Source organism: Vibrio sp. 704 (genome assembly GCF_033339295.1).
This window is the reverse complement of the sequence record NZ_JAWOUH010001036.1, coordinates 1-514: the sequence shown is the minus strand read 5'-3', so window position 1 is coordinate 514 and position 514 is coordinate 1. Positions and strand designations below refer to the sequence as shown.

Genomic DNA, 514 nt, shown 5'->3' with positions numbered 1-514 from the left:
TTTGCCATTGAAGTTGCGCGTGTAGAAATGCTAATCCCTGCACTACTTTTCTGTGTGCTTGCTTCTGGCTTTATCAACCCGAAAGCCAACTTAGCAGGTAACCACGGTCCAATGATCCCTCTTATTGGTACCATCGCTCTCGCTGGTGCTCACCCTCTTGCATTGGCAATTCTTATTGGTGTATTCGGTCTTCTACTTAGCTTCTTGAAAGGCGGTTCCAAACTAGTGAACCTCACCTCAGAGGGTACAGCTGGTGGCTTGCTCATTTTCTTGGGCTTGACGGGTACCATGAGCCAAATCAACTCGATTCAAGAATGGGCGGTTGGTCTACAATCTTCTACTGTTGAAGCTGGTAGCATGGGTTACGTGGGTCTGATCGTGCTTGCAGTGACTATCGCACTATACGCTTTCCTTGCAAAAGTGAACAAACGTTGGCTTGCGATTCCAGTGTGTGCTTTCACAGGCCTTATTATCGCTCTAGTGCTAGGTGCTGGTTTTGACATCAAATTCGTCA

At 47.3% G+C, this 514-nt stretch carries 1 protein-coding gene; it reads left to right on the top strand.

All coding sequences use genetic code 11. The annotated features are described in order from the left end of the window. On the top strand, positions 1-514 hold a 514-nt coding region (locus R7R24_RS30510), incomplete at both ends, for a DUF3360 family protein (RefSeq protein WP_318120687.1).